Origin of the sequence: Mycobacterium sp. GA-1199 (genome assembly GCF_001500045.1) — a bacterium.
Lineage (GTDB): Bacteria > Actinomycetota > Actinomycetes > Mycobacteriales > Mycobacteriaceae > Mycobacterium.
This window is the reverse complement of sequence record NZ_LQIX01000015.1, coordinates 21923-48605: the sequence shown is the minus strand read 5'-3', so window position 1 is coordinate 48605 and position 26683 is coordinate 21923. Positions and strand designations below refer to the sequence as shown.

Annotated in this window: 23 protein-coding genes; 13 read left to right on the top strand and 10 right to left on the bottom strand. The window is 67.2% G+C overall.

All coding sequences use genetic code 11. The features are described 5' to 3' along the window. Nucleotides 1-2 precede the first annotated feature (2 nt). Both msrA and msrB read right to left on the bottom strand, forming a co-directional pair. Nucleotides 3-518: a peptide-methionine (S)-S-oxide reductase MsrA gene (gene msrA / locus AU198_RS12610; RefSeq protein ID WP_064348478.1), complete on the bottom strand. Its 516-nt coding sequence runs from the start codon at nt 516-518 to the stop codon at nt 3-5. Continuing rightward, nucleotides 515-976 carry a peptide-methionine (R)-S-oxide reductase MsrB gene (msrB, locus tag AU198_RS12605; RefSeq protein WP_064348477.1) on the bottom strand — a complete coding sequence of 154 codons (462 nt, stop codon included), beginning with the start codon at nt 974-976 and terminating at the stop codon, nt 515-517. The genes msrA and msrB overlap by 4 nt, the downstream gene beginning before the upstream one ends. Nucleotides 977-1035: 59 nt before the next feature. Between msrB and AU198_RS12600 the strand changes: the two genes are divergently transcribed. Genes AU198_RS12600 through AU198_RS12585 form a run of 4 tightly spaced genes read left to right on the top strand, consistent with a single transcriptional unit; the run spans nt 1036 to nt 3808 of the window. Next, complete coding sequence (locus tag AU198_RS12600; RefSeq protein ID WP_064348476.1) at nt 1036-1449, top strand: hypothetical protein; 414 nt, start codon at nt 1036-1038, stop codon at nt 1447-1449. Nucleotides 1450-1468: 19 nt separating this feature from the next. Continuing rightward, nucleotides 1469-1975, top strand: coding sequence for a nuclear transport factor 2 family protein (locus AU198_RS12595; protein WP_064348475.1), 507 nt, complete (start codon nt 1469-1471; stop codon nt 1973-1975). Then, nucleotides 1972-2976: an NAD-dependent epimerase/dehydratase family protein gene (locus AU198_RS12590; RefSeq protein ID WP_064348474.1), complete on the top strand. Its 1005-nt coding sequence runs from the start codon at nt 1972-1974 to the stop codon at nt 2974-2976. Before AU198_RS12595 ends, AU198_RS12590 begins: the two co-directional genes overlap by 4 nt. Before the next feature lie 13 nt (nt 2977-2989). After that, nucleotides 2990-3808 carry a class I SAM-dependent methyltransferase gene (locus AU198_RS12585; RefSeq protein ID WP_064348473.1) on the top strand — a complete coding sequence of 273 codons (819 nt, stop codon included), beginning with the start codon at nt 2990-2992 and terminating at the stop codon, nt 3806-3808. 9 nt (nt 3809-3817) lie between these two features. Here the strand turns inward: AU198_RS12585 and AU198_RS12580 are convergent, their stop codons facing one another. Continuing rightward, nucleotides 3818-4474, bottom strand: a complete 657-nt coding sequence (locus AU198_RS12580) for an enoyl-CoA hydratase-related protein (RefSeq protein ID WP_064348472.1) — start codon at nt 4472-4474, stop codon at nt 3818-3820. Between the two features lie 73 nt (nt 4475-4547). Continuing rightward, entirely contained in the window at nt 4548-6071 is a 1524-nt protein-coding gene (locus tag AU198_RS12575) for an HNH endonuclease signature motif containing protein (protein ID WP_064348521.1), read from the bottom strand. A gap of 69 nt (nt 6072-6140) precedes the next feature. Here AU198_RS12575 and AU198_RS12570 point away from each other — a divergent pair, with 69 nt between their 5' ends. The 3 genes from AU198_RS12570 to AU198_RS12560 all read left to right on the top strand — a co-directional run bounded on the left by AU198_RS12570 (nt 6141) and on the right by AU198_RS12560 (nt 8086). After that, on the top strand, nt 6141-6521 hold the full coding sequence (locus AU198_RS12570; protein ID WP_064348471.1) for a DUF427 domain-containing protein: 381 nt from the start codon (nt 6141-6143) through the stop codon (nt 6519-6521). Nucleotides 6522-6530: 9 nt separating this feature from the next. After that, entirely contained in the window at nt 6531-7442 is a 912-nt protein-coding gene (locus tag AU198_RS12565) for a DNA-3-methyladenine glycosylase family protein (RefSeq protein ID WP_064348470.1), read from the top strand. Nucleotides 7443-7522: 80 nt separating this feature from the next. Then, nucleotides 7523-8086, top strand: coding sequence for a Dps family protein (locus tag AU198_RS12560; protein WP_064348469.1), 564 nt, complete (start codon nt 7523-7525; stop codon nt 8084-8086). A 24-nt stretch (nt 8087-8110) separates the two neighbouring features. On the opposite strand, the gene AU198_RS12555 is transcribed toward AU198_RS12560, so the two are convergent. Then, nucleotides 8111-9502, bottom strand: a complete 1392-nt coding sequence (locus AU198_RS12555; RefSeq protein WP_064348468.1) for a chloride channel protein — start codon at nt 9500-9502, stop codon at nt 8111-8113. A gap of 24 nt (nt 9503-9526) precedes the next feature. Next, entirely contained in the window at nt 9527-10330 is an 804-nt protein-coding gene (locus tag AU198_RS12550) for a PaaI family thioesterase (protein ID WP_064348467.1), read from the bottom strand. Between the two features lie 54 nt (nt 10331-10384). Here AU198_RS12550 and AU198_RS12545 point away from each other — a divergent pair, with 54 nt between their 5' ends. The 4 genes from AU198_RS12545 (at nt 10385) to AU198_RS12530 (ending at nt 19831) form a co-directional block, all read left to right on the top strand. Further along, on the top strand, nt 10385-12478 hold the full coding sequence (locus tag AU198_RS12545) for a heavy metal translocating P-type ATPase (protein ID WP_064348466.1): 2094 nt from the start codon (nt 10385-10387) through the stop codon (nt 12476-12478). Between the two features lie 413 nt (nt 12479-12891). Next, nucleotides 12892-17475 carry a glutamate synthase large subunit gene (gltB, locus tag AU198_RS12540; RefSeq protein WP_064348465.1) on the top strand — a complete coding sequence of 1528 codons (4584 nt, stop codon included), beginning with the start codon at nt 12892-12894 and terminating at the stop codon, nt 17473-17475. After that, entirely contained in the window at nt 17468-18934 is a 1467-nt protein-coding gene (locus tag AU198_RS12535; protein WP_064348464.1) for a glutamate synthase subunit beta, read from the top strand. The genes gltB and AU198_RS12535 overlap by 8 nt, the downstream gene beginning before the upstream one ends. 57 nt (nt 18935-18991) lie before the next feature. Next, nucleotides 18992-19831 carry a polysaccharide deacetylase family protein gene (locus AU198_RS12530; protein WP_064348463.1) on the top strand — a complete coding sequence of 280 codons (840 nt, stop codon included), beginning with the start codon at nt 18992-18994 and terminating at the stop codon, nt 19829-19831. Between the two features lie 481 nt (nt 19832-20312). On the opposite strand, the gene AU198_RS12525 is transcribed toward AU198_RS12530, so the two are convergent. Continuing rightward, nucleotides 20313-21161: an LLM class F420-dependent oxidoreductase gene (locus AU198_RS12525; protein ID WP_064348462.1), complete on the bottom strand. Its 849-nt coding sequence runs from the start codon at nt 21159-21161 to the stop codon at nt 20313-20315. 55 nt (nt 21162-21216) lie between these two features. After that, complete coding sequence (locus tag AU198_RS12520) at nt 21217-22713, bottom strand: potassium/proton antiporter (protein ID WP_064348461.1); 1497 nt, start codon at nt 22711-22713, stop codon at nt 21217-21219. A gap of 184 nt (nt 22714-22897) precedes the next feature. Here AU198_RS12520 and AU198_RS12515 point away from each other — a divergent pair, with 184 nt between their 5' ends. Further along, the gene (locus AU198_RS12515; RefSeq protein WP_064348520.1) at nt 22898-23590 is read left to right on the top strand and encodes a potassium channel family protein; all 693 of its coding nucleotides are present in this window, start codon (nt 22898-22900) and stop codon (nt 23588-23590) included. Here AU198_RS12515 and AU198_RS12510 read toward each other — a convergent pair. Together AU198_RS12510 and AU198_RS12505 are read right to left on the bottom strand one after the other, a co-directional pair. Further along, nucleotides 23562-25199, bottom strand: a complete 1638-nt coding sequence (locus tag AU198_RS12510) for a SulP family inorganic anion transporter (RefSeq protein ID WP_064348460.1) — start codon at nt 25197-25199, stop codon at nt 23562-23564. The two genes, AU198_RS12515 and AU198_RS12510, sit on opposite strands and share 29 nt — an antisense overlap. After that, entirely contained in the window at nt 25196-25573 is a 378-nt protein-coding gene (locus AU198_RS12505; protein WP_064348459.1) for an ArsR/SmtB family transcription factor, read from the bottom strand. Before AU198_RS12505 ends, AU198_RS12510 begins: the two co-directional genes overlap by 4 nt. Before the next feature lie 86 nt (nt 25574-25659). Between AU198_RS12505 and AU198_RS12500 the strand changes: the two genes are divergently transcribed. Beyond that, on the top strand, nt 25660-26664 hold the full coding sequence (locus AU198_RS12500) for a PHP domain-containing protein (protein WP_064348519.1): 1005 nt from the start codon (nt 25660-25662) through the stop codon (nt 26662-26664). Nucleotides 26665-26683: the final 19 nt, after the last annotated feature.

Here is a 26683-nt window from a genome sequence, read left to right as displayed (position 1 = left end):
CGCTACCGGTTGGCGGTTTCGCGCTTGGGCAGTTTCCAGCCCGGGCGCGGGAAATGACAGGTGTAACCGCTCGGGTAGCGCTCCAGGTAATCCTGGTGCTCGGGTTCGGCCTCCCAGAAGTCGGATGCCGGGGTCACCTCGGTGACGACCTTGCCCGGCCACAGCCCCGACGCGTCGACGTCGGCGATGGTGTCCAGTGCGACGCCCTTCTGTTCGTCGTCGAGGTAGAAGATCGCCGACCGGTAGCTGGTGCCGACGTCGTTGCCCTGGCGGTTCTTCGTGGTCGGGTCGTGAATCTGGAAGAAGAACTCCAACAACGCGCGGTAGTCGGTCTGCGCGGGGTCGTAGACGATCTCGATCGCCTCGGCATGGCCGGGGTGGTTGCGGTAGGTGGGGTTGGCGTTCTCGCCGCCGGTGTAGCCGACGCGCGTCGACACCACCCCCGGTTGCTTACGGATCAGATCCTGCATTCCCCAGAAGCAACCGCCCGCCAGGATCGCCGTTTTCTTTTCACTCATGCCTGCGCCTCCTCATTCACGAACAGCTTCTTGTAATCGCCATACCCCTCGGCCTCGAGGTCGTCGAGGTGGATGAACCTCAGCGAAGCGGAGTTGATGCAGTAGCGCAACCCACCCTCGGAGCGGGGGCCGTCGGTGAAGACGTGGCCGAGGTGGCTGTCGCCGTGCGCCGAGCGCACTTCGGTGCGGATCATCAGGTGGGAGAAGTCGCGCTTCTCGACGACGTTGGTCGTTTCGATCGGACGGGTGAAGCTGGGCCACCCCGTTCCGCTGTCGAACTTGTCCACCGATGCGAACAGCGGCTCGCCTGAGACCACGTCGACGTAGATGCCCGGCTCGTGGTTGTCCCAGTACTCGCCGGTGAACGGCCGCTCGGTGCCGTTGCGCTGCGTGACCTGGTACTGCTCCGGCGACAAGGCGTTCACCGCGGCCGGATTCTTGTGGTATTGCTTTGCCATAGTGCCTGTATAACCGTCGAACCGACCGCCGTGTTCCTGCCGCCGATTACGGTTGTGTGATGCGCACACTCCTCGCTGCGATGGCCGCTGTGCTGGCCGTGTGGGCGGCCCCGGCGGCGTCGGCGCAGACGGCGGTGCTGCCTGAGCGGCCGGGCTATCCGGGCCTGCTGTTCATAGACAATCCCGCGATCGTCGACCCGCATCCGATGCGCGCCGAGTCGTTCAACCGCGTCGCCGGGGACCGCGCCGTCGGGGTGCACTTCACCACCGGCACCCCACAGTGCTACGGCGTGTCCGCGAGGGTGCAGGAGACGCCCGAGACCGTCACCGTCGAACTCTTCGGCGGCACACTGCCCGAGGCCGTGGACCGGCCCTGCATCATGATCGCGGTGGCGGGGATTTTGGACGTCCCGCTGCAGAATCCGCTGGGTAGCCGCCAGGTGCTCACCGCGCTCCCTCGACAAGCTGGGTAGAACGTGTTCTAGTTCTGGTGTGACGGGCAGCACCTTCAGCCGCGAGGAACTCGCCGCGGCGTTCCAACAGTTCGAGGCGACGGTCGACCGCGCCGCGCAGACCCGTGACTGGGATCCCTGGGTCGACCAGTACACCGACGACGTCGTTTACGTCGAGCACGCGGCAGGCACCATGCGCGGCCGCGAACAGGTGCGCCCTTGGATCTGGAAGACGATGGAGTCGTTTCCCGGTAGCTACATGACGTCGTTCCCGTCGCTGTGGACCGTGATCGACGAGGCGACCGGCCGGATCATCTGCGAGCTCGACAACCCGATGCGCGACCCCGGCGACGGCACCGTCGTCAGCGCGACCAACATCTCGATCGTCACCTACGCCGGTGACGGGCTGTGGCGTCGGCAGGAGGACATCTACAACCCGCTGCGGTTCGTCAAGGCGGCGGTGAAATGGTGCCGCAAAGCAGCCGAACTCGGCACGCTGCCGCCCGAGGCCGAGGAGTGGATGAAGCAGTACGGAGGAGACAAGTGAGCAAGCTGGTCATCGGCGCCAACGGCTTCCTCGGTTCCCACGTCACCCGGCAGCTGGTGGCCGACGGCCACGACGTCCGAGTCATGGTGCGCCCCAACGCGAACACCAAGGGCATCGACGATCTTCCGGTCGAGCGTTTCCTCGGCGACATCTGGTACAACGACACGCTGCGTGCGGCTATGACCGGAGTCGACGACGTGTACTACTGCGTCGTCGACACCCGCGGCTGGCTGAAAGACCCGACGCCGCTGTTCTATACGAACGTCGAGGGCACCCGGAACGTGCTCGAGGTCGCCAAGGACATGCGCCTGCGGCGGTTCGTCTACACCAGCAGCTATGTCACGGTCGGTCGCAGGCGCGGGCACGTCGCTACCGAGGACGACGTGATCGTCGACAAGGGTCTGACGCCGTATGTGCGCTCACGGGTGCAGGCCGAGACGCTGGTGCTGCGGTATGCGCGCGAGCACGGCCTGCCCGCGGTGGCGATGTGCGTGTCGACGACGTACGGCGGCGGCGACTGGGGCCGCACCCCGCACGGCGCGATCATCGCGGGGGCGGCGTTCGGCAAGCTGCCCTTCGTGATGCGCGGAATCGAGCTTGAGGCCGTCGGTGTCGACGACGCCGCGCGTGCCATGTTGCTGGCCGCCGAACGCGGCCGTGTCGGTGAGCGGTATTTGATCTCGGAGAAGATGATCAGCAACGCGGAGGTGGTGCGCATCGCGGCCGAAGCCGCCGGGATGCCTGCGCCGACGAAGTCGATCCCGCTGCCGGTCTCATATGCGATGGCCGCCCTCGGCACCGCCAAGGCGCGGCTGACGGGTAAGGACGAGAAGTTCTCGCTCGGCTCGCTGCGACTGATGCGCGCGGAAGCGCCGGTGGATTGCAGTAAAGCTCGGCGCGAACTGGGTTGGCGGCCAAGGCCTGTCGAGGAGTCGATCCGTGAGGCGGCGAGGTTCTGGGCGGGGCTGCGGGATGCGCGGCGCACGAGCAGGGCCGGCTAGCTCGCGAGGAGAGATGCCCGACAAGCTGCACGTCGATTTGTCCGGTGCGCCGCAGACCATGCTCGCGACGTTCTACGCCAAGGCGCTGGACGCCGACCTGCCGAAACCGATTCTGGGGGATCGGTTCGCCAGGGACATCGTCGGGCGCATCGACTTCGACTGGTCGAAAACGTCGATCACACCGGCCACTTCGGCGTCGGTGACCACCCGTAGCGCGCACTTCGACAGGTGGACGCGCCAGTTCCTGGCCGTGCATTCGCGGGCGGTCGTGTTGCACCTCGGGTGCGGGCTGGACGCGCGGGCAGTCCGGATCGATCCCGGGCCGGGGGTCGACTGGTTCGACATCGACTACCCGGAGGTGGCCGATCTGCGCACGCAGCTCTATCCGCCTCGCGACCACTATCGGGTGATCGGCGCCTCGGTCACCGACGTGTCGTGGCTGTCTGAGATTCCCTCGGATCGACCCGTTTTGATGATCGCCGAGGGCCTGACCATGTATCTGACCGAATCCGACGGTGTGGCACTGCTGCGACGAGTTGTCGACGGGTTCCCCTGCGGTGAACTGCAATTCGACGCGTTCAGCCAGCTCGGCATCCGGTCGCAGTTCCTGAACGCGGTGGTGCGGCGCGCGGGGGCGACGCTGCACTGGGGGATCGACGGTCCGGAGGACATCGCCACGGCGGTGCCCGGCGTGCGGTTGCTGGCGTGGGTGTCACCGTTCGACTCCCCGACGTTTCGCGACGTCGCGTGGTACTACCGGGCGCTGGGTAAGGCGATGTCGGTGGTGCCGTCGCTGCGGTATATGGCGCAGTATCATCGCTGGGCCTTCTGAGCGTTGTGTCTAGCGGACGTTGAGCTCGGCGATCACCTCGGCGTACAAGCGCGCCTTGATCGTGCCGAACACCGGGCCGGCTTTGGCGGCCAAAGCTGCTGCCCGCTCAACCGCCGCGTCGAGGACTTCACCCTCCCCGGCGGCGGCCGCGACAATCCCGGCCGCGCGGGCCTCTTCGCCGCCGTACCGTCGCGCGGTGGTCATCGCCTCGTGTGCGGTCGCGATCGGCAGTCGGGCCCGGATGAGCGCGTTCATGCCGCCCGTGAACGGGATACCGAGGTCGACCTCCGGGAGGCAGAAGAAGCCGCGATCGGCGCGCATGACGATCTGGTCGTGGGCGAGCGCCAGCATCGCGCCCGCGGCGAACGCGTGTCCCTGCACCGCGGCGATGATCGGCGCCGGAAACGCCACCACGCGTGCCAACAGCGCGTGCACGTCGGCGAGGTTGGCTTCAGCCGCATCGGGATTGGCCGCCATGAAGTCCAGGTCCAGACCGTTGGAGTAGAACTTGCCGCTGCCCGTGGTGACGACGGCCCTCGGCCCATCGGCGGCCTCCACCTCGTCGAGTGCGGAGTTGATCGCTGCCAGCCGGTCAGGGTGGAAGCGGTTCTCATCCTCGCCGAGGGTCAAGACGTACACCGCGCCGCGCTTGTCCAGATCGCTCATCAACCGATTACACCACCTACTCAGGAATCGGATCGCGCCTCATCGAGCAGACACCCGCGATAACGTATCTCGCTCAGAACGGTGCGGGGTCGGCGTTGCGTGCCCGCTCAGCCTTGATCCGTGCGGCGAAGTCGGCGGCCCGCGTTCGTTTTCGCTTCGGCATCTTCGCCGTGCGATCAACCTGCGACGGCGAAACCGCCGATGGTGGTGGAAGGTTGGCGGTGGTGGTGTCCCAATCGAAGAACAACTTGCTGCCGGGTGTCGTGGTATAGGTCCTGCCGCTCGGTGATTTCCAGATCACCGTGCCGTCGGGCAGCTGAACATCGAGCCACCCATCGAACGTCTTCATCATGTGGTGCTTGCGGCACAGGCATTTGAGGTTCGACGGATGCGTGGGCCCGAGCGGCCACGGGGTCGTGTGGTCGATGTCGCAAAGGTCGGCGGGCACGTCGCATCCCGGTGCGCGACAGTACATATCACGCATTCGCACGAACTCGGCCAGCGCCGTCGACGGCTGGTATCGCGCCTCGGCGTCGGGCCTGGGTGTCTTGACCGGACGCACCTTCGCGCCGCGGCCGATCAGCCAGGGCAGCAGTGAGGTGGGCAGGGCACCGTGGCCCAGCAGTACCGCGGTGCCTCGCTTCTCGGCGCCTTGCGAGTCGGCCTGAGGTGGGGTAGTGCCTTCTGCGGCAGTGCTGTCCGCGGCGCGTTCTGCGTCCGCCTGAGGCGGGGCGGCGCCGTCCGTGTCTCCTTCGGTTGCAGGGGGAGCGTCGTTACCTGCTGCAGCAGCGGCGTTCTCGATCGCGTCTTGGTCGGCGATCACGTGGACGACGACGTTCGACGTTTGCGGAGCGGCCGCGGCGCACGTCGGTGATCCGCATGCGCAACCCAACCGGTCTTGGTTGGCGGCCAACGCGCCGATAGCGTCGGCTCGCCGCTCGCCCATGCTGCGCGGATCGTTGTCGCACAACCCCTGCATCATCTCGGCGAGGCGGAGTTTGAGGACAGCGGCATCGGTGACCAACAGCCTGCCCCACACCGAAGCGGTGCCGGCCGGGTCATCGACATCACCGATGTGGAAATCCCGGGTGCGCGCCGTCGACCGACTTCTCCGCACCGCTTCTGGGTCGAACTTGTCGACGAGCGCGTCGATGGCCTCGTCCAACCGCTGCTCGGACAAAGGACCCAACCGAGACGCCCGTTTCGCAAGCGCCGTGTCGATGAGCGCCAACGCCTCAGGATCCTGGACAAGTTGGGTGCGCCAAGTGATCGCCGAGACGATCCGCGCACCGATTCCGCCCCGTTCGAACAGCGCGGCCACCTGTGGCAGCCGCTCGCGCAACGCCTCCGCGATCCGCATCTGCCCGGACGCGCGTCGATGCCCGATTGTCATCGCCGCGGCCACCTCGGCGGCGACACTGTCCCACGGGTCGAACGCACACAGACTGCGTTCGTCATCCTCGCTGACCTTGCGCCGGATCAGCTCCGCGATGGCCGCGAACCGGCGCGCCGCGGCCTCGGCCTCCGCACGCGCACCGTCGGCGATGGCGGCGACCAGAGCGGCGTCGTCCACCTCCGCGAACTGCGATCCGAACATGTGTTCGAGTATGTCACGGGGGTATGACACGTCCGGAATCCAGCCGCCAACTCGAACGTTGGCCATGACATGAGCGATCGACCCGTACTTGAGCCCACCGCGGAACACCCGATCACCGTCGCGCCGACCGGCAGACACGTCACCGCCCGGGTGAACGGCGAGATCGTCGCCGACACCGACCGGGCGTTGACGCTGCAGGAGTCGACGTACCCGGCCGTGCAGTACATCCCGTTCGCCGACGTCGTCCAAGACAAACTCAGGCCCAGCGACACCCAGACGTACTGCCCGTTCAAGGGCGACGCAGCCTACTTCCACGTGGTGACCGAGGCCGGCACCGTCGTCGAGGACGCCATCTGGACCTATGAGAAGCCCTACCCGGCAGTCGCCCCCATCGCCGGGCATGTCGCGTTCTACCCGGACAAAGCGGAGATCGTCGTGGCTCAGGCATAACCTTGGCCGGTGCACACCTCGGTCAGCGTCGCCTTCGACGGCCCGGTCAGCCCTGCGTTGACGCTGGCGCCGCTGCGGCGTGGCCGAACGGACCCCTGCTATTACGACGCTCACGATGGCGCCATCTGGCGCACCAGCCTGATGCGCAGCGGGCCGGTCGCCGCGCGTCTCACCAAATCGGCACCCGACACCGTCGACTGTGAAGCATGGGGTGACGGCGCGACAGAATTCGCCGAGACCCTGCCCGCCCTGCTCGGCGCGTACGACGACAGCGTCGGTTTCGTACCCACCGAACCGACCATCGCCGCCGCGCATCGACGCGTCCGGCATCTGCGGCTGGGCCGCACCGACCGCGTGCTCGAAGCGCTGATTCCCGCGGTGCTCGAACAGCGGGTCTACGGCAAGGACGCTCGCCGCGCTTGGCGGCTGCTCGTCACCAAGTACGGAGCGCCCGCGCCCGGACCGGCGCCCGCGCACATGCGGGTTCCGCCTCCCGGTGAGGTCTGGTGCCGCATTCCGTCGTGGGAGTTCCACCGCGCCAACGTCGATCCCCGCCGGGCACGCACAGTCGTCGTGTGCGCGCAACGCGCCGACTCCCTGGAACGGCTTGGCGCCCGGTCACCGGCCAAGGCCCGCGTCGCGATGGCGTCGCTTCCGGGAGTCGGTGAGTGGACCGCCGCGGAGACCAGTCAGCGCGCATTCGGTGACGCGGACGCTCTCTCGGTCGGCGACTATCACCTGGCGAAGATGGTCGGTTGGAGCCTCCTGGGACATCCGATCGATGATCCCGCGATGGTCGAGTTGCTCGAACCGCTTCGGCCTCACCGTCACCGCGCGGTGCGGTTGTTGGAGGTGAGCGGGCTTGCGGTGTTGCCACGATTCGGGCCGCGCATGGCGATCCCGAATCTGATCGAGATGTGACGCCGCCGACGCGGTGGATTACCGCACCAATGCAGCGGGTAGTCGAAGCGACGACACCCTATGCGTGCAAAGGAGCTTCCATGCCTAGATCCAATTACACAGTCCCCGGCATGACTGACAAAGACGCCACGAAGGTCGCCGAACTTCTGCAGAAGCAGTTGAGCCGGTACAACGATCTTCACCTGACCCTCAAGCACATCCACTGGAATGTGGTGGGCCCGAACTTCATCGGCGTGCACGAGATGATCGATCCGCAGGTCGAGTTGGTGCGCGGTTATGCCGACGAGGTCGCCGAACGGATCGCCACCCTCGGCTTCTCGCCGAAGGGCACGCCCGGCGCGATCATCGAGGACCGCAGCTGGGATGACTACTCGCTCGATCGCGATACCGTGCAGGCGCACCTCGCTGCGCTCGACCTCGTCTACGACGGGATCATCGAAGACACCCGTCAGAACATCGAAGAGGCCGAGGACGCCGACCCGGTGACCGAGGACATCCTGATCGGCCACGCCGCCGAACTCGAGAAGTTCCAGTGGTTCGTGCGCGCACACCTGGAGAACGCGGGTGGTGAGCTCGCCAACAAGGGCGCGACGACGGAGAAGGCGGCCGCAAGCCAGGCCAAGAAGAAGTCCTCGGGCAAGTAACGTCTCCGGCGGAGGTGACCGGCGTCAGCCGGCACCGCGTTGCGCCCGCGCGGTTTCGCGGTCGAGACGCTGAGCCTGGTAGATCGACACGTCGGTGCGCGACACCAACATGTAGGCGATCCCGACCGCCACCATCGCGCACGGGATCACCGAGAACGAGCCGGTCATCTCCGCCACCATGATCATCACGGCCAACGGGGCGTGCGCGACGCTGCCGAAACACGCCATCATGCCGACGACGACGAACGTGGCTGGGCTGTCGGGGATTCCGGGAGCGTCGACCAGATCGCCGAGTCGCCACAGAGCGGCGCCGACGAACGCGCCCACCACGACACCGGGCCCGAAGATACCGCCGGATCCGCCGGTGCCGATCGACAGCGACGTCGCCACGATCTTGGCCAGCGGCAGGATCAATACGATCCACAGCGGTATCGCCATCAAAGTGTCGGTGGCCGTGGCCTTCTGCGCCCATCCGTACCCGCTGGCCAGCACCTGCGGGATCGCGAGCGCCAGCAATCCCACCGCCAGCCCGCCCACCGCCGGTTTGAGCACCTTGTGACCCGGCAGCCGCGCGGTCAGCGCGACGGTTCCGTAGAAGATGCGCGCGTAGAGGTATCCGACGCCGGCCGCGACGACACCGAGCCCGACGAACCAACTCAGATCCAGCGGGCTCTCGAACCGGTAGTCGGCGGCGACGAACCCGAACAGCGGGTCGAAGCCGAGGATCGAACCGAGTACCGAGTAGGCGGTCGCCGAGGTGATGAATCCCGGTATCAGCGCCTGGTAGTCGAAGTCCCGGCGGTACACGATCGACGCCGCCAGCACCGCGCCGCCCAGCGGGGCGCCGAAGATCGCCCCGATGCCCGATCCGATGCCGAGCGACACCGCGATCCGTCCATCCTCGTCGGACAGGTTGAGCCACTTCGTCAACAGGGATCCGAAGCCGGCGGAGATCTGCGCCGCGGGTCCCTCACGCCCGCCCGAGCCGCCCGATCCGATGGTCAGCGCGCTGGCGATGGTCTTGATCACGATGGCTCGCCCCCGGATGGCGCGGGGATCGGTGTGCACGGCCTCGATCGCGCTGTCGGTGCCGTGTCCTTCGGCCTCCGGAGCGAACTTCGCGACCAGCCATGCCGATACGAGTGCACCGCCGAAGACCACCAGCGGGATGGCCCACGGCCGGTCGAAGCCGGCCGAACCGGGATCGCCGCCGTCGCCGACCGGTTTGGGGATCCGGTAGCCGGCCAGGTCGCCGAGCAGGAAGTCGCCCGCATAGTCGAGCGCCAGATAGAACACCACCGCGCCGAGGCCGGCGATGACGCCGATCGCGATCCCGAGGATCAGCCACTTACGGATGTAACCGGAGCGCCGAATGAATCCGCCGAGGCCGCCGCCGGTTTCACGGGTCTCGGCCATGGTCTCCAGATGCTAGCGCGACTGTCAGCGGTACGCGGTCAGTCTGGCGATGATCGCCACCCCGCCACCGGGGCCGACGGCTTGCCCCTCGGCAACACCTGTCCTGCGCCCGACACGCAAAGCGGTTCCCACATAACGGGATTCGGGTCCGCTGTGGAAGGGCCGCATGAAGTTGACCCTCAGCGACGCCGTTCGCAACGGCTGGTCGAGGCCGTCGGTGTCGAGCGCCGCGGCCGCGACCAGTTCCAGCGCCATCGCGGTGACGCCGCCGTGCACGATGCCGATCGCGTTGTTCAGCACGGGGTCCTCGTCCTGCAGCAGAACCCGCCCAGCGCCGCCGCTCTCGGCGACGCGAACCGCCATTCGGTCGGCGAGCGTCCCTGGCGGCAGCGGGCCGGACGGGCCGTCGGGGAACGGTGCGATGTCGGCGGGCGAGTGGATGTAGAACGAGCGCACGGTGGCGGTGGCGAGCACAGTGTCGCGGTGGGTGAGTTCGCACAGCGCCAATGCCACGTCGCTCTTGGCACCGAACGGCCGGGCGGTCGCGACCACCGGTACATCGGGTGCGCCGGCGATGATCTCGGCGGCGTCCGGATCGGCTTCCAGGGACAGCTCGCTGGACACCGTCCACTCGCCATCGGCGCGGCGCCGGTGGTTGACGAGGCCGCACGCGTGATCGACGAGCATCGCCATGGGCGCGATGGTCGGGGCGCCGGTCAGCGGGTTCACCATCCCACCCACCGGAATCGACGCCACACACTCATCGGGCGCGTCCACCGACGTCCCGATGCCGAACCGGCCCAGCGGAGTGTTCAGTGGATGTGACATCGGGATACAGCGTGACCGAACAAGCCCTGGCTATATACCCCTAGGGGGTATACCATGGCCGCCATGACGCATACCGGCCATGGTGCACAACACCCTGACACGGCCGCCGACGGTCATTCGGGCCACGACCATCCGGGCGGCCACTCGAACGGCCACTCGGGCGGTCATGACCACTCCGGCCATGTAGCCGAGTTCCGGCGCCTGTTCTGGACCATGCTGGTGCTCGCCGTCCCGACGGTCGCGCTGTCCGGGATGTTCGCGATGATCCTCGGCTACTCGCTGCCCGACATTCCCGGGATCCGATGGGTTCCGCCGGTGCTCGGCACCGTGATGTACGTCTGGGGCGGGCGACCCTTCCTGTCCGGGGCAGTGAGTGAAATTCGTTCCCGCGCACCGGGAATGATGCTGCTGATCGGGCTTGCAATCACGGTGGCCTTCCTGTCGTCCTGGGGCGCCAGCCTCGGCGTGCTGCATCACGAACTGGACTTCTGGTGGGAACTGGCGCTGCTGATCGTGATCATGCTGCTCGGCCACTGGATCGAGATGCGCTCGCTCGCGCAGACCACGTCCGCGCTCGATTCGCTGGCTGCGCTGCTGCCCGACGAGGCCGAGCGGGTCGTCGACGGCGGCACGGAGACCGTCGCACCGGCACAGCTGCGGGTGGGCGACGTCGTGCTGGTGCGCCCGGGAGGCAACATCCCCGCTGACGGCGAGATCGTCGCCGGCGCCGCGGACGTCGACGAGTCGATGGTCACCGGTGAATCGCGTCCGGTCCGCCGCGAGACCGGCGACCACGTCGTGGCCGGCACCGTGGCCACCGACTCGGGGTTGCGGGTGCGGGTCAGCGCGGTCGGCGACGACACGACGCTCGCCGGTATCCAGCGGTTGGTGACCGAGGCGCAGAACTCGTCGTCGCGGGCCCAGCGCCTGGCCGACAAGGCGGCGGGCTGGTTGTTCTGGTTCGCGTTGTCGGCGGCCGTCATCACCGCGGTGGTGTGGTCGTTCGCGGGGATGCCCGCCGCGGCCGTCGTCAGGACCATCACCGTGCTGGTGATCGCGTGCCCGCACGCGCTCGGGCTGGCGATACCCCTGGTCGTCTCGATCGCCACCGAACGCGCCGCGCGCGGGGGCGTTCTGGTCAAGGACCGGCTGGCGCTGGAGAGCATGCGGACCGTCGATGCCGTGCTCTTCGACAAGACCGGCACGCTGACCAAGGGGGAGCCGACGGTCACCGCGGTCGCGACCGCACCCGGACAGTCCGCCGAGGACGTGCTGGCCTGGGCGGCGGCGGCCGAGGCGTACTCCGAGCATCCGCTGGCCAGGGCGATCGTCGAGGCCGCGCGCGACCGCTCGCTGGCGCTGCCGCCGACCACCGACTTCAGCTCGTCCCCGGCGGTCGGCGTCAAGGCCACGGTCGGGGGCCGCGGCGTCCAGGTCGGCGGACCGCGGATGCTGTCCGAAGCGGGACTGACCGACCTCCCCGAAACCGGCCAGTGGCGCGACGAGGGGGCGATCATCCTGCACGTAGTCGTCGACGGTGACGCCGTGGGTGCGATCAAGCTGGCCGACGAGGTGCGACCGGAGTCCGCGCAGGTGGTCGAGGCGCTGACGAAGCTGGGCATCGAAGTGGTGATGATCACCGGCGACGCGGAGGCCGTCGCGCGAGCCGTGGCCGCCGACCTGGGGATCGAGCGCGTCTTCGCCGGGGTCCGGCCGGAGGACAAGGCGGCGAAGGTGGCCGAGTTGCAAGGTGAGGGCCGCAAAGTGGCGATGGTCGGGGACGGGGTCAACGACGCACCCGCGCTCGCTGCGGCCGACGTCGGCATAGCGATCGGCGCCGGAACCGACGTGGCGATCGCCTCGGCCGGGGTGATCCTGGCCGGGTCGGATCCGCGCTCGGTGCTGTCGGTGCTGCTGCTGTCCCGGGCCGCGTACCGCAAGATGAAGCAAAACCTCTGGTGGGCAGCGGGATACAACTTGGTGTCGGTCCCGCTCGCCGCCGGGGTGCTGGCGCCGATCGGCTTCGTCCTGCCGATGTCCGTCGGCGCGATCTTGATGTCGGCGTCGACGGTCGTGGTGGCGCTCAATGCCCAGCTGCTGCGGCGGCTGGACCTCACCCCCGAAACCAGCCTGAAAGCGGTTTCCTAAGAATCTGGCTAGGCTTTTCGCAAACCTCGACGCAGCGGCCTAAGCTGGTAAAAGCGCCGAAACGGCGCATCTCAGCAAACGCCAGGCGGCGTCGGAAGGGAAGTGTGATGTGTACCGCACTCCGCTGGGGGATCGCTGAATGCCTTGAAAATACCAGGGCCACAACGGAATTGAGCGTGAGACACCGCTGGCGGCGAGCGGGTCGGCCGCCCACCCCGCCGAGCTAGTTAGGTTCTACTAAGTTGGCATGTCACCCGGTGTTTGTCATATCGTTTTCTCCACTCGGGGCAAGTGGAAACAAGCCGGCGTTCGATGCTGCACGAAGGCACTCCATAGCCGGACCGGCTAACCGCCGCTGTCTACGGCTGTCAGGCAGAAGCTTCGTAAGACGTGCAGGAAAAGGGTAGGTGGGAATGGCGCCCAGGACGCAAGGGCTGTACAACCCCGGGTTCGAGCACGACGCGTGCGGCGTCGCCATGGTGGCCGATATGCACGGCCGCCGCAGTCGCGACATCGTTGACAAGGCGATCACCGCTCTGGTGAACCTGGAGCACCGCGGTGCGCAGGGCGCCGAGCCGAACACCGGCGATGGTGCAGGCATCCTGTTGCAGGTTCCCGACGCGTTCCTGCGCGAGGTGCTCGACTTCGACCTGCCGGAGCCGGGGAGCTACGCCACCGGTATCGCGTTCCTGCCGCAGTCGTCGAAGGATGCGGCGACCGCGTGCGAGGCCGTCGAGAAGATCGCCGAGGCCGAAGGGCTCGAGGTCCTGGGTTGGCGCGAGGTGCCGATCGACGATTCGGCGCTGGGCGCCCTGGCCCGCGACGCGATGCCGACATTCCGGCAGGTGTTCATCGGCGGCGCTTCGGGCATGGAGCTGGAGCGTCGCGCGTACGTGGTGCGCAAGCGCGCCGAACACGAGCTGGGCACCAAGGGGCCGGGACAGGACGGGCCGGGGCGTGAAACCGTCTACTTCCCAAGTCTTTCCGGGCAGACGTTCGTCTACAAGGGCATGCTGACCACCCCGCAGCTCAAGGCGTTCTACCTCGATCTGCAGGACGACCGGCTCACCAGTGCGCTGGGCATCGTTCACTCGCGCTTCTCGACCAACACGTTCCCGTCGTGGCCGCTGGCCCATCCGTTCCGGCGCATCGCCCACAACGGCGAGATCAACACCGTCACCGGCAACGAGAACTGGATGCGCGCGCGAGAGGCGCTCATCAAGACCGACGTCTTCGGCCCCAATCAGGACCTCGACAAGATCACCCCGGTCTGTACGCCGGGCGCCTCGGATACCGCCAGGTTCGACGAGGTGCTCGAACTCCTGCACCTTGGCGGGCGGAGCCTGCCGCACGCGGTGCTGATGATGATCCCGGAGGCCTGGGAGCGACACGAGAGTATGGACCCCGCCCGTCGGGCCTTCTATGAGTTCCACGACTCGCTCATGGAGCCGTGGGACGGCCCGGCGTCGGTGTGCTTCACCGACGGCACCATCGTCGGCGCGGTCCTCGACCGCAACGGTCTGCGCCCGTCGCGTATTTGGGTCACCAAGGACGGCCTGGTCGTGATGGCCTCGGAGGCCGGCGTGCTCGACCTCGACCCCTCGACGGTGGTCCGGAAGATGCGCCTGCAACCCGGCCGGATGTTCCTGGTCGACACCGCGCAGGGGCGCATCGTCGACGATGAGGAGATCAAGGCCGAACTGGCCGCCGAGCACCCGTACCAGGAGTGGCTCGACGCCGGGTTGTTCGACCTCGACGAGCTTCCGCCCGGCGACTACGTCCGGATGCCGCACCACCGGGTGGTGTTGCGCCAGCAGATCTTCGGGTTCACCTACGAGGAACTCAACCTGCTGATCGCGCCGATGGCCCGGACCGGCGCCGAGGCGCTCGGCTCCATGGGGACCGACACCCCGATCGCCGTGCTGTCGAACCGCCCGCGGATGCTCTACGACTACTTCCAGCAGCTGTTCGCGCAGGTCACCAACCCGCCGTTGGACGCGATCCGCGAAGAGGTGGTGACCAGCCTGCAGGGGGCCGTCGGGCCCGAGGGCGACCTGCTCAATCCAGGTCCCGATTCGTGCCGGCAGATCGTGCTGCCGCAGCCCATCCTGCGCAACGCGGAACTGTCCAAGCTGATCTGCGTCGACCCCGACCACGAGATCCGCGGCCACAAGCACGGCATGCGCGCCGCGGTGATCCGCTGTCTGTACCCGGTGAACCGTGGCGGCCAGGGCCTCAAGGAAGCCCTGGACAACGTGCGTGCCAAGGCGTCGGCGGCCATCCGCGACGGCGCCCGCATCATCGTGCTCTCCGACCGCGAGTCCAACGAGCAGATGGCCCCGATCCCGTCACTGCTGTCCGTGTCGGCCGTGCATCACCACCTGGTTCGCGAGCGGACGCGCACCAAGGTGGGCCTGGTGGTCGAGGCCGGCGACGCCCGCGAGGTGCACCACATGGCCACGCTGTGCGGATTCGGCGCGGCGGCGATCAACCCGTACATGGCGTTCGAGTCGATCGAGGACATGGTCGACCGCGGTGTGATCACCGGCATCTCCAGCGACCAGGCCAAGGCCAACTACGTCAAGGCCGCCGGCAAGGGCGTGCTGAAGGTTATGTCGAAGATGGGCATCTCCACGCTGGCGTCCTACACCGGCGCCCAGCTGTTCCAGGCCATCGGCATCAACCAGCAGGTGCTCGACGAGTACTTCACCGGGTTGACCTGCCCCGTCGGCGGAATCGACCTCAACGACATCGCCGACGACGTCGCGGCCCGGCACTCGTTGGCCTATCTCGACCGGCCCGACGAGTGGGCGCACCGCGAACTCGAGGTCGGCGGCGAATACCAGTGGCGCCGCGAGGGTGAGTACCACTTGTTCAACCCGGACACGGTGTTCAAACTCCAGCACTCCACCCGCACCGGGCAGTACGAGATCTTCAAGGAATACACCAAACTCGTCGACGATCAGAGCGAGCGAATGGCCTCGCTGCGCGGGCTGCTCAAGTTCCGCGACGGCGTGCGGCCGCCGGTGCCGCTCGAGGAGGTGGAGGCGGCCAGCGAGATCGTCAAGCGGTTCTCGACCGGCGCGATGAGCTACGGCTCGATCTCCGCCGAGGCGCACGAGACGTTGGCCATTGCGATGAATCGCCTTGGCGGAAGGTCGAACTCGGGTGAGGGCGGCGAGGACGTCAAGCGCTTCGACCGCGACGAGAACGGCGACTGGCGGCGCAGCGCGATCAAGCAGGTGGCGTCGGGCCGGTTCGGCGTGACGAGCCACTACCTGAGCAACTGCACCGACATCCAGATCAAGATGGCCCAGGGCGCGAAACCCGGTGAGGGCGGCCAGCTTCCGGGCGGCAAGGTGTATCCGTGGGTCGCAGAGGTGCGACACTCGACACCCGGCGTGGGTCTGATCTCTCCGCCGCCTCACCACGACATCTACTCGATCGAGGATCTGGCGCAGCTGATCCACGATCTGAAGAACGCCAACCCGCAGGCCCGGGTGCACGTCAAGCTGGTCTCCGAGAACGGTGTGGGGACGGTTGCGGCAGGCGTGTCCAAGGCACATGCCGACGTGGTGCTGATCTCCGGCCATGACGGTGGGACGGGTGCAACGCCGCTGACCTCGATGAAGCACGCGGGTGCGCCGTGGGAGCTCGGCCTGGCCGAGACTCAGCAGACGTTGCTGCTCAACGGTCTTCGCGATCGGATCGTGGTTCAGGTCGACGGTCAGCTCAAGACCGGACGCGACGTTGTGATCGCCGCGCTGCTGGGTGCCGAGGAGTTCGGTTTCGCCACCGCGCCGCTGGTCGTGTCGGGCTGCATCATGATGCGCGTCTGCCACCTCGACACCTGCCCGGTGGGCGTCGCCACCCAGAACCCGGTGCTGCGCGAGCGGTTCACCGGAAAACCGGAATTCGTCGAGAACTTCTTCATGTTCATTGCCGAAGAAGTACGGGAGATGATGGCCCAGTTGGGCTTCCGCACGGTCAACGAGATGGTCGGGCAGGTCGGCGCGCTGGACACCACGAAGGCCGCCGAGCACTGGAAGGCCTACAAGCTGGATCTGGCGCCCGTGCTGCACGAGCCCGAGTCGGCTTTTATGAACCAGGACCTGTACTGCAGTTCGCGTCAGGACCACGGCCTGGACAAAGCGCTCGACCAGCAGCTGATCGTGATGTGTCGCGAGGCGCTGGATTCGGCGACGCCGGTGCGCTTCTCGACGACGATCGCCAACGTCAACCGCACCGTCGGCACGATGCTCGGTCACGAGGTGACCAAAGCCTATGGCGGACAGGGCCTTCCGGACGGCACCATCGACATCACCTTCGACGGTTCGGCGGGCAACAGTTTCGGAGCGTTCGTGCCGAAGGGCATCACGTTGCGGGTCTACGGCGATGCCAACGACTATGTGGGCAAGGGCCTCTCGGGCGGACGGATCGTGGTGCGCCCGTCCGACAGCGCGCCCGAGGACTACGTCGCCGAGGACAACATCATCGCGGGCAACGTGATCCTGTTCGGCGCGACCAGCGGCCAGGCGTTCCTCCGCGGCCAGGTCGGCGAGCGGTTCGCGGTGCGCAACTCCGGTGCGCACGCGGTGGTCGAAGGTGTGGGTGACCACGGTTGTGAGTACATGACCGGCGGCAAGATCGCGATCCTCGGTCCGACGGGGCGCAACTTCGCCGCGGGCATGTCCGGCGGCATCGCCTACGTCTACGACCCCGACGGCGCACTGCCGGACAACCTCAACGCCGAGATGGTGGAACTGGAGGACCTCGACGAGGAGGACCTCGAGTGGCTGGCGGGCATGATCCAAGCCCACGTCGACGCCACCGATTCCGCCGTCGGAGCACGCATCCTCAACGACTGGGACAACAACGTGAAGCACTTCACCAAGGTGATGCCCCGCGACTTCAAGCGGGTGCTCGAGGCGATCGCGGAGGCCGAACTGACCGGCGCCAACGTCGACGAGGCGATCATGGCGGCCGCCAGTGGCTGATCCCCGCGGTTTCCTCAAGTACACCCAGCGCGAGACTCCGCAACGGCGGCCCGTGCCGATTCGGCTGCGCGACTGGAAAGAGGTCTACGAGGACTTCTCCCACGACACCCTGCGCGAGCAGGCGACCCGCTGTATGGACTGTGGGATTCCGTTCTGCCACAACGGGTGTCCTCTCGGAAACCTGATTCCCGAGTGGAACGATTTGGTGCGCAACGATCGTTGGCGTGACGCCATCGAACGGCTGCACGCGACGAACAACTTCCCCGAGTTCACCGGCCGGCTGTGCCCGGCGCCGTGCGAGGGCTCCTGCGTTCTCGGCATCAACCAGGACCCGGTCACGATCAAACAGGTCGAGGTCGAGATCATCGACAAGGCGTTCGACGAGGGCTGGGTGACGCCGCTACCGCCTGAGGTCAAGACCGGCAAGAAGGTCGCCGTCGTCGGCTCCGGCCCCGCCGGGCTGGCCGCCGCCCAGCAGCTGACCCGCGCCGGGCACAGCGTCACCTTGTTCGAGCGCGACGATCGCATCGGCGGGCTGCTGCGCTACGGCATCCCCGAATTCAAGATGGAAAAGCGCCACATCGACCGTCGTCTGGAACAGATGGCGGCCGAGGGCACCGAGTTCTGTACCGGGGTCAACGTCGGCGTCGACATCACCGCGCAGCAGCTGCGCAAGGAGTTCGACGCGGTGGTGCTCGCCGGTGGCGCGACCGAACGGCGCGACCTGCCGATCCCGGGTCGCGAGCTCGACGGCATCCACCAGGCGATGGAGTACCTGCCGTGGGCGAACCGCGTGCAACTCGGCGACCCCGTCACCGACGAGAACGGTCTGCCGCCGATCCACGCCAAGGACAAGAAGGTCATCATCATCGGCGGCGGGGACACCGGCGCCGACTGCCTGGGCACCGCGCACCGTCAGGGCGCAGCCAGCGTGCACCAGTTCGAGATCATGCCGCGCCCGCCGGACACGCGCGCCGACTCCACGCCGTGGCCGGTCTACCCGTTGATGTTCCGAGTGTCCTCGGCGCACGAGGAAGGCGGCGAGCGGGTCTACTCGGTCAACACCGAGGAGTTCATCGGTGAAGACGGGCATGTCACCGGGCTACGTGGCCACGAGGTCAAGATGAACGCGGGCAAGTTCGAGAAGGTCGAGGGCACCGAGTTCGAGCTGGAAGCCGATCTCGTCCTGCTCGCGATGGGCTTCACCGGTCCCGAGCGCGAAGGCTTGCTGACCGACCTCGGCGTCGAGATCAACGAACGCGGCAACGTCAGCCGAGACGCCGACTTCGCCTCCTCGGTGCCCGGTGTCTTCGTCGCAGGCGACATGGGACGCGGGCAGTCGCTGATCGTGTGGGCGATCGCGGAGGGCCGCGCGGCCGCGGCGGGTGTGGACCGCTACCTGATGGGCCAGTCGGCGCTGCCCGCGCCGATCAAGCCGACCGCCGTTCCGCAGCGGTAGGTTCCGCCGCGACACGCGGCGCAATGTACGGCTTTTGCGCCTGAGCGCGCGACAGTAATGGCGGTGATCGGCCGCTACCCAACCGTCGGCGCCGGGCGAAGACTCAACCGGCGCAACTTCATCGCGGCGCTGTCCGTCGCCACCGTGGGCGCCGTGGGGCTGAGCCGGTGCGCGACCGGGGAGCAGCCGCGAGTCGCCGGTGTAGCCGCCTCGCAGGTCCCGCCCGCACCCTCGGCCGGCCTGTTGCCGCCGCCACCGGCGTCGGCGCGGATCGCCCTACCCGGTGGTGGCGTGCTGAGCAGCCTGCCCGGCGAGGGAGATCTGCTGGCGCTGACCGTCGACGACGGGGTGAGCAGTGACGTGGTGCGCGCCTATACGCAATTCGCCAAGGCCACCGGGCTCCGGCTGACCTACTTCGTCAACGGGATCTACCGGTCGTGGACCGATCACGCCGCCCTGTTGCGGCCGCTGGTCGACGACGGTCGAATCCAATTGGCCAACCACACGTGGTCGCACCCCGACCTCACCAAGCTGTCACTGGTTGACGTGGCCGAACAGTTCCGGCGCAACCACGATTTCCTGTGGAAGACGTACGGCGTCGACGCGCGTCCGTACTTCCGGCCGCCCTACGGCGCGACCAGCCCGCATGTCGACAAGGTCGCCGCCGACCTCGGCTACACCGCAGGCACGTTGTGGTCGGGCACGCTCGAGGACCACGTGTGGATTCCGCCGGCGGAGGTCGTCGCGATGGCCGAGAGGCACTTCACCGCCCAGAAGATCGTGATCGGCCACCTCAACCACCCGCCCGTCACCGAAGTCTTCGGGCAGTTGGTCGACATCGTCCGGGCGCGCGGGCTGCGCACCGTGACGTTGGACGACGTGTTTCTGCGGACGTGACCGGCGGCGAGCGTGCGGTCTCATACGGTAGGGCCGCGCGTCGCGTACGAAACCGCACTATCGCGGTTTGAGTGGCCAGCGACCTTGAGTTCGAGTCACTTCTGTCACTCCAGCAACTCTAAAAACATCAGACGATTTACCGGCGCGCCTACCACAGTTTGCCGACGGACGGGTTCTAATGACTTCATGGGGGCACTGAGGTAAGGTTGGGCCCCGGTCAGCTATCGGTTTCGACACAGGAGTCAGTTCCGTGTATGTCAACCCGCTATCCCGGTCTCGGGTGAGCCGAATCGCCTGGTCACTCCTCCGTCATCCGCTGAAGAGCCGCGAGTTTCCGGCCAAGGCCGAGCGCCTCATCACCGCCGACGAGCTCCGCCTGTACGGCGTCTAGCGAACTGGGAAGCGCGAAAACCCTCGCGCTGATCCCGTCGGCCGCCTGTTTGCCAAATCGTTATATTTCCGTGACCGTCAGAAACGGCGGCTAATTCCGTAGACCCGATGCGGCGATCGCATCGGCCAACGGTTCGAGCACCGCGGGATCGTGTGGTGGCGGCAGATAGATGATCGCCAGATCCAGCCCCTCCTGTCCCAGGGCCGCGGCTTCCGACAGCGCCTTCTCGTAGTTGCGGTCGGGGTCCAGCCGGACGTGCGCGGAGAGCATGATGTCCGATGGATCCCGCCCGATGTCGGCGCAGTGGCCGGCCAGCACGTCGCGCTTGCGGGCGAACTCCTGCGGGGTTCCGCCGACGAAGTTCCAGTGCTGGGCGTATCGAGCGGTGATCCTCAGTGTGCGCTTCTCGCCGTTCCCGCCGATGCAGATCGGGGGGTGCGGACGCTGAGGGCCCTTCGGCTCGTTGCGGGCGTCCTTGAGTTGATAGAACTTGCCGTCGAACGATGTGGTCTGCTGGCTGAGCAGGTTGGTGAGCACCTCGCATGCTTCCTCGAAGCGGTCGAAGCGTTCACGGATGGAACCCAACTCGATCCCGTACGCGTCGGATTCCTCCTCGTTCCAGCCCGCGCCGATGCCGAGTTCGAGCCTGCCGTCGGACACGATGTCCAACGCGGAGGCCATATTGGCCAGCACCGCGGGATGGCGGTAGTGAATGCCGGTGACGAGCACACCGACGCGCAACCGCTCGGTCGCCTGTGCGAGCGCGGTGAGCGTGACCCAGCCCTCCAGGCACGGGCCGGTCGAGTCGGAGAAGATCGGATAAAAGTGGTCGAAGGTCCAGCCGGACTCGAACACGTCGATCTGGTCGGCCAACTTCCACACGGCGAGCATGTCGGCCCACGTGGTGTTTTGCGGCGATGTCTTGAAAGCGAACCTCACCGAGGCGAGGGTAGTCCCGAGCGCCTGACAGCCGGCTGTGAGCCACTCCAGCTGTCTATTCGGTCTCGCCGAATTCGTCGAACCAGTAGGCGAGCTTGCCGCGGCGGCTCACCGCGCGCAGCCGGCGTTCGGCCGATGCGCGTGTCTTGGTGGTGGTGACGATCAGTAGCTCGTCGCCGATCGCGATTCGGGTGTCGGGCTGCGGGACGAAGGTGCGCCCGTCGCGGATGATCAGCGTGATCACGCACGGATCGGGTAGCCGCAGTTCCAGCACGGTGACGTTGTGCAGCCGCGACGGCGCCTGCACCGTCATGGTCAGAAGCTCTGCGTCCAGCACATCGAGCGGAGCCGACTCCACCTGGATCTCCCGCGTCGCCTCTTTCGATATCAATCCCAGTCGATGCGCGACGAAGCGCAGGCTGGGACCCTGCACCAGTGTGAACACCACCACGAGGATGAACACGATGTTGAGAAGGCGGACGCTGTCGGGCACGCCGCCCACGATGGGGAAGGTCGCAAGCACGATCGGCACGGCACCGCGTAGCCCCGCCCAGGAGACGAAAACCTGTTCGCGCCAAGGGATTCGGAACCACACCAAGGACAGGAACACGGATAGCGGCCTGGCGACGAGCAGCAACACCAGACCCGTCACGATGCCGGGCACCACCTCAACGGCCAGGTCACTGGGGTCGACGAGCAAGCCGAGCAGGACGAACAGACCGATCTGCGCGAGCCAGCCGAGACCCTCGGCGAATGAACGTGTGGCCGAACGGTGAGGCAGGCCGGTGTTGGCGAGCACGACCGCGGCCACATAGGCGGCGAGGAACCCGCTGCCGTGTGCGGTGCCGCCTGCCGCGAACGCGACCATGCCGAGCCCGAAGGTGGCCAGCGGGTAGAGGCCCGACGCCGGAAGTGCGATGCGGCGCAGCGCCATCGAGCCCAGGTAGCCGACGCCGACGCCGATCACCGCACCGACCACCAGCTCGTAGACCAGTTCGGTGAGCGCGTGCACGGGCGACAGTTCGAGCGGGGCCACGCTGAACATCAGCACGAGGATGACGGCCGGCGCGTCGTTGAATCCGGACTCGGCCTCCAGCAAGCCGGCCACCCGGCGGGGCAGAGGCACCACGCGCAGCACCGAGAACACCGCCGCGGCGTCGGTGACCGAGACGACCGCGCCGAGCAGCAGCGACAACTGCCAGTTGATGCCCAGCAGCAGGTGCGCCCCGGCGGCGGTGATGAGCATGCTGACCGCGACCCCGAGGGTCGCGAGCACGCCCGCGGGCGCGAGCACGCGGCGGATGTCGGAGAACCGGGTCGTCAGACCGCCTTCGACGAGGATCACGGCCAGCGCCACCGTGCCCAGATGGTCGGCGAGCAGATAGTTGTCGAAATTGAGGCCGAGCCCGTCTTCACCGACGATGACGCCGACGAAGAGGAACAGCAGTAGGCTGGGCAGCCCGACACGGCTGGCGGCCCTGGTGGCGACGATGCTCGCCAGCAGCACCACCCCAGCGATCAGCAGCACAAGATAGAGCTGCTCGAGGGTCATTGCATCCCCGTTCGGGACCGTATGGGCGGTGTGAAAGGCAGTAAAACACCTACCACGGGCGGTAGCCGGGCGCTCCGGGCCGGTAGCTGCGCGCAAAGCCGCCGCGATGGGTCAGTATGAGTGCGTGATACGGCTGCGCTGGCCCCACTTCGACGCATCGCATCGAGTCGAGGAGCGGACGATGATGCGAGTCGGTATCGCCGGTGCCGGGGCGGTCGGCCGGTCCGTGGCGCAGGAACTGATCGGCTATGGCCACAAGGTGTTGCTGATCGAACACGACGTGCGGCACTACGAACCGCGGACGGTTCCCGCTGCGGAATGGCTGCTCGCCGATGCGTGCGAGCTGTCCTCGCTCGAGGAATCCGGCCTGCAGATGTGCGATGTGGTTATCGCGGCGACCGGTGACGACAAGGTGAACCTGGCGGCCGCGTTGTTGGCGAAGACGGAGTTCGGCGTCGCGCGCGTGGTGGCTCGGGTCAACGACCTGCGCAACGAGTGGTTGTTCACCGAGGCGTGGGGCGTCGACGTCGCGGTCTCCGCGCCGAGCGCGCTGGTGGCCGCGATCGAGGGTGCCATCGACATCGGCCATGTGGTGCGGTTGATGCAATTGCGGCACGGGCAGGTCAGCCTTGCGAAACTGACGCTGCCCGAGGGTGATCCGCTGGTCGGCCAACGGATGTGCGACCTGCCGTTGGTGGAGAACACCGCGCTGGCGATCATCATCCGCGACAGCGGGATCGTCCTGCCCCGGCCTGACGACGTGCTCGAAGCCGGCGACGAGATGCTGTTCCTGACCGGCGGCTCCACCCACGGCGAGGTCGCCGCGCTCGTACACGGCGCGATCAACCCTACGAGCGCTCGGGCGTCAGGCGGGTGACGTGGGTTCGGGCATGGTCGATCGCCTCGTCGAGTGAGTCCATCAAGTGGTTCTCGTGGCGTAGTGAGTCGAATACGCCGACGTTGGAAAGCAGGCTCATGTGTTCCGGGCGAACGCCTTTGATGATCACGGTGATGCCGCGCGCCTCCAGTTCGCTGGCGATCTGCGCCAACGAATTCGCGCCGGTGGCGTCGAGCATGCCCAGTTGACTGAGTCGGATGATCACCACCGACGTGTGCGGGTGGTCGGTATCGGTGATCTCGTTCGAGATGCGCTCGGCCACTCCGAAGAACATCGCTCCGTCCAGGCGCAGTAGCGCGATCCGCTCGTCACCGGGGTGGCGCGGCGCCGGGAGATCTTCTCGGGTCACGCTGCTGCGACGGGCCACCCCGCGCAGCGCGAAGAACGCCGCGACGACGACCCCGATCTGCACGGCTTCGATGAGGTCGAAGCACACCGTGATGGCAGCGGTGAGCGCAAACGTCACAGCATCCGAGCGGGTCGAGCGCAGGATCTTGCGAACGGTGGACAACGAGATCATCCGAAACGAGGTCACCATCAGAACGCCCGCCAAGGCCGACAACGGTATTGCGGAAACAGGTCCGGTCGCCAGGTAGACGACTGCGAGCAGGACCAGCGAATGCACGATAGCCGCGACCCGGGTGCGCGCGCCGGAACGAACGTTCACCGCGGTACGGGCGATGGCCCCGGTCGCGGGCATACCGCCGAAGGCGCCCGATGCGACCGAAGCGAGGCCCTGGCCCACCAGTTCGCGGTCGGGGTCGTACGGTCCCGTCGGCGCCATGGTGGCGGCGACCCGTGCCGACAGCAGGGACTCGATGGCGGCCAGTGCCGCGATCGCCAAAGCGGCACCGACGAGGGTCCGCATCGCGCCGACGTCCACCTGAGGGATGACGGGCGTGGGGAGGTGGGAGGGCAGCTCACCGATGCGCGCTATCGAAATATCCAGAGCCACAACCACTACCGTCACGACGACCACGGCAGTCAGCGATTCCGGGATACCGCGGTGCAGGCGTGGCAGGGCCACCATCAGCGTCGCGACAACCGCCACCACGGCAAGCGTTTTCGCGGCCGATGACCAATCCGCTTGTCTGACAACGTTCCACGCGACCGACAAGGTGCGCCCGCCCGCCGGGCTGTCTTGGCCGAATGCAGCGGGCACCTGCTGAAGGAAGATGATTGCGGCGATGCCCAGGGTGAACCCCTCGATGACGGGCCAGGGGATGAACGTCACCGCACGGCCCAGGCCGGTGACTCCCGCGACGAGCACGAGCAGACCGGCCAGCACGGTGACGAGGGCGATGCTGCCGAGACCGTAGTGAGCCACGATTGGTGCCAGCACGACGGCCATCGCACCGGTGGGCCCGGACACCTGCACATGCGACCCGCCGAACACGGCGGCCACCAAACCGGCGACGACGGCGGTGACCAGGCCGGCAGCGGCCCCGACACCCGAACTGATGCCGAACGCCAGGGCCAGGGGTACGGCGACCACGCCGACCGTGATTCCGGCCAGGAGGTCACGCCGCCACGATCGGGGGAGCTCGCTGTAGTCCCGGCGGTTCGGGAGCAGTCGGGCGAGGTTCACTTGTCGTGCGCCAGCGGAGGCAGCGTCTTGAACGCCTCCAACCGGTCCCGGTTGGTTCCGAGGACGTCGGCGAGGAAGGTTCTGGCGATGACCAGGAGTTCGGAGATCTTCGGGTGGGCGAGTTCGTAGAGGACTGAGTTGCCGACTCGTTGTGCCGAGACCACGTGATTACGCTTGAGCACCGCCAAGTGCTGGGACAGCAGCGTGGGCTCGAGGTCGGTTTCGGCGAGGATCTCGCTGACTGAGGTCGGCTCGCCGTTGGCCGACAGAATTTCCAGGACACGGATGCGTGCCGGGTGGGCCAGCGCCTTGAACAGGTTGGCCTTGATCTCGTAGAGCGGTAGCTCGGGGCTACCGAGGAAGCGGTGGGGCATACATTCCAGCACTTGATGGATTGAACAAATTCGCAAGCCACTATATCGCCCCAGGTCTGGGCGTGCAAAACGGGCACACTGGAGTGATGGACCCCGTCAACGCCCTGCGGCAGATCGCTTACTACAAGGACCGTGCGCGCGAGGATCCGCGTCGGGTGATGGCCTACCGTAACGCCGCCGACATCGTCGAGGCCCTCTCCGACGCCGAACGCGACCGCCACGGCGCCGCCAACAGCTGGCAGTCGCTGCCCGGCATCGGCCCCAAGACCGCGAAGGTCATCGCGCAGGCATGGGCCGGTCGTGAACCCGAGGTGCTGACCGAACTACGTTCCAACGCAAAGGATCTCGGAGGCGGCGATATTCGTGCGGCGTTGCGCGGAGACCTGCACGTGCATTCGAATTGGTCCGATGGTTCGGCCCCCATCGAGGAAATGATGTCCGCGGCAAGGGATCTCGGTCATGAGTACTGTGCGCTGACCGACCATTCGCCCCGGCTTCGGATCGCCAACGGCCTGTCGTCCGAGCGGCTGCGCCGGCAACTGGACGTCATCGACGAGTTGCGCGAGAAGGTCGCCCCGCTGCGAATTCTCACCGGTATCGAGGTCGACATCCTCGAGGACGGCTCCCTCGACCAGGAGGACGAACTGCTCGAACGGCTCGACATCGTGGTCGCCAGTGTGCATTCGAAGCTGGCGATGGATGCTCCGTCGATGACGCGTCGCATGCTCAAGGCCGTCGCCAACCCGCACACCGATGTGCTGGGCCACTGCACCGGCCGCCTGGTCACCGGGGGTCGTGGGATTCGGCCGGAATCGAAATTCGACGCCGAGAAGGTGTTCACGGCGTGTCGGGACCACGGAACGGCCGTCGAGATCAACTCCCGGCCCGAGCGGCGCGATCCGCCGACCCGGCTGCTCAAGCTCGCGCTCGACATCGGCTGCCTGTTCTCGATCGACACCGATTCGCACGCGCCTGGGCAGTTGGAGTTCCTCGGCTACGGAGCGCAGCGTGCGCTCGACGCCGAGGTGCCGGTCGAGCGCATCGTCAACACCTGGCCCGCCGAGGAATTGCTGGCGTGGGCCGGTTCTTGAGGAGAGTCCGCGGTTAACT